The organism is Sphingomonas sp. CCH9-F2 (assembly GCF_001556735.1).
In the GTDB taxonomy this organism is placed as follows: Bacteria; Pseudomonadota; Alphaproteobacteria; order Sphingomonadales; family Sphingomonadaceae; genus Sphingomonas; species Sphingomonas ginsenosidimutans.
In genome coordinates, this window is record NZ_LSJO01000201.1 from 1 (window position 1) to 2,846 (window position 2,846).

5 protein-coding genes are annotated in these 2,846 nt (G+C 70.6%); all 5 read left to right on the forward strand.

All coding sequences use genetic code 11. The features are described 5' to 3' along the window. Window positions 1-132: AtzH-like domain-containing protein (locus AX685_RS05850; protein ID WP_156445697.1), on the forward strand; the 132-nt coding region annotated here is incomplete at its 5' end. After that, a complete protein-coding gene (uraD, locus tag AX685_RS05855) occupies window positions 129-569 on the forward strand; it encodes a 2-oxo-4-hydroxy-4-carboxy-5-ureidoimidazoline decarboxylase (protein ID WP_066486364.1) in 441 nt (146 codons plus the stop codon). The genes AX685_RS05850 and uraD, both read left to right, overlap by 4 nt. Continuing rightward, on the forward strand, window positions 566-1,969 hold the full coding sequence (locus AX685_RS05860; protein ID WP_066486366.1) for an FAD/NAD(P)-binding protein: 1,404 nt from the start codon (window positions 566-568) through the stop codon (window positions 1,967-1,969). Before uraD ends, AX685_RS05860 begins: the two co-directional genes overlap by 4 nt. After that, complete coding sequence (gene uraH, locus AX685_RS05865) at window positions 1,966-2,301, forward strand: hydroxyisourate hydrolase (RefSeq protein WP_066486369.1); 336 nt, start codon at window positions 1,966-1,968, stop codon at window positions 2,299-2,301. The genes AX685_RS05860 and uraH overlap by 4 nt, the downstream gene beginning before the upstream one ends. 1 nt (window position 2,302) lies before the next feature. Next, a partial coding sequence (locus AX685_RS05870) for a 2Fe-2S iron-sulfur cluster-binding protein (RefSeq protein WP_156445698.1) occupies window positions 2,303-2,846 on the forward strand: 544 nt, incomplete at its 3' end.

Below are 2,846 nucleotides of genomic sequence, written 5' to 3' on the forward strand. Positions count from 1 at the left end.
GCGACCGCCGATGCGGAGTTCTTCCGCGAGGGCAGCGAACGGCGCGGGCGGCAGACGCAGGCCTGGGTGCGGTTCGAGGACGGCTGGAAGGTCGTATCCGCGCATGTCAGCCTTGAGGGGACGGGATCGTGACCGCGCTGTTCGAACATAGCCCATGGGTGGAGGCGCGCGCCGATGCGCGGCCGTCGAGCGGCGACCGGCACACCGACCTGATGGCGGTGGTGGCGACCGCCAGCGATGCAGAGCGGCTGGCGCTGATCCGCGCGCACCCCGAACTGGCGGGCAAGGCGGCGATCGACGGGACGCTGACGCAGGCGTCGGCGGCGGAGCAGGCGTCGGCGGGGCTGGATCGGTTGACCGCGGAGGAGTTCGCGCGCTTCCACGATCTCAACGCGCGCTATCGCGAGCGGTTCGGATTTCCGTTCATCATCTGCGTCCGGCTGACCGACAAGGCGGGCATTCTGGCGGCGATGGCGGCGCGGCTGGCGAACGACCGCGATACCGAGATCGCCACCGCGATCGACGAGATCGGCAGGATCACGAAGCTGCGGCTGGAGGAGGCGGCATGACGCTGACCGGGCTGGAGGCGCGGGTGACCCGCGACCTGGAATGGCTCGACTGGGGCGGCGCGGACTGGACGGTGCCGCGCGGCGACGATGCCTATGACGTCGTCATCGTCGGCGGCGGACAGAGCGGGCTGGGCGCCGCCTTCGCGCTGATCGGCGAACGGGTGAACCGTATCCTGGTGCTGGACGAAAATCCGGCCGGGCGCGAGGGGCCGTGGGCCACCTATGCGCGGATGCACACGCTGCGCACGCCCAAGCATCTGACCGGGATCGACATGGGCATCCCCAGCCTGACGTTCCGCGCCTGGTATGAGGCGCAGTTCGGGGCGGACGGCTGGGACGCGCTGGGCAAGATCCCGCGCGCGATGTGGATGGACTATCTGCGCTGGTACCGCCGCGTCCTGAACCTGCCGGTGCGCAACGAGGCGAAGGTGGTGGCGATCGATCCCGCCGGCACCGGGCTGTTCCGCGTCAGGCTGGCGGATGGAGAGGTGCTGACCGCGCGCAAGGTGGTGCTGGCCACCGGCATCCAGGGCGGCGGGGAATGGCATGTCCCCGCCTTCGTCGGCGACGCGCTGCCGCCGCACCTCTACGCCCACACCTCCGCCGGGATCGATTACGCCGCGCTGGCGGGCAAGCGCATCGGCATATTGGGGATCGGCGCGTCGGCGTTCGACAATGCCAACGCCGCGCTGGAGGCGGGCGTCGCCGAAGTGCACGTCTTCGCGCGGCGCGAGGCATTGCCGCGCGTCAACCCGATCCGCTTCATGGAGCGGGTGGGGATGACCCCGCGCTACCCCGCGCTGGCCGATGCCGACAAATATCGCGCGATGCGCGACTTCCTGATGAAGAACCAGCCGCCGACCACCGACATGTTCGAGGCGGCGAGCGCGCATCCCGGCTTCGCGCTGCATCTGGGCAGCCCGTGGCTGTCAGTGGAAACGGCAGGCGAGGGCGCGCGGGTGACGACGCCCAGGGGGCATTTCGACTTCAATTTCCTGGTGCTGTCGACCGGGTTGCTGTCCGACCCGGCGCTGCGCCCCGAACTGGGCGGGGTGGCGGACCGGATCGCGCGCTGGGCCGATCGCTACACGCCGCCGCCGGGGCAGGCGCATCCGCTGCTCGACGCGCACCCCTATCTGGGGCCGGCGTTCGAGTTGTTGCCGCGCCGGGCGGAGGATGCCGCGCTGCTGCATGGGCTGTTCGCGTTCAATTATTCGGCGCTGGCCAGCATCGGCCTGTCCGCCGCCGCGCTGTCGGGGCTGAAGCATGCGCTGCCGCGGCTGGCGAAGGGGGTGGCGGACCAGCTGTTCCGCGACGATGCCGGGGCGCTGGTCGACGCGTTCATCGCCTATGACGAGCCGGAATTCGCCGGACAATGGCCGCGCGGGGTGGCGGCATGACGACGCTGTCGACGCATGTGCTGGACACGATGCACGGCTGTCCCGCCGCCGGAATGGCGGTGACGCTGCATGGCCCCGATAGCGTGCTGGCGACCGGGACGACGGATGCCGACGGGCGGTGTCCGGGGCTGTTCCCGCCCGCGCTGGCGATGGGCACGTACCGGCTGGCGTTCTCGGTGGCGGATTACTTCCGCGCGCGCGGTGTGGCGCTGCCCGATCCGCCGTTCCTCGACGAGGTGACGATCGCGTTCGGCATCGCCGACGGGGGCAGGCATTATCATGTGCCGCTGCTCGTCTCGCCCTTTGCCTATTCCACCTATCGCGGGAGTTGAGGTGACGATCCGTTTCATCCTGGACGGCGAGCTGGTGGAGGTGGCGGATGCGCCCGCCACCGCGACGTTGCTCGACCATCTGCGCTATCGCCTGCGCCGCACCGGCACCAAGGAAGGGTGCGCCGAGGGGGATTGCGGCGCGTGCACCGTGCTGGTCGGCGAGGCGGACGGTGCGCGGGTGGCGTGGCGCGCGGTCAACGCGTGCATCCAGTTCCTGCCGATGCTGCATGGCAAGGCGCTGATGACGGTCGAGAGCCTTTCCGGCGACACGCCGCTGCAATCGTGCATGGCGGCCAACGGCAGTTCGCAATGCGGCTTCTGCACGCCCGGCTTCGTCATGTCGCTGCACGGGCGCAGCATCGGCGCGGCGGGGTGCGATCTTCCGGTCGAGGACGTGATCGCCGGCAACCTGTGCCGCTGCACCGGCTATGGCCCGATCCTGACGGCGGGGCGTGAGGTGGCGCCGGTCGTGCGCGACGATGCCGCGCTGGCCACCGCGCTGGCTGCGATCCCGGCGGGGGCGTCGGGTGACGGCTGGTATGCGC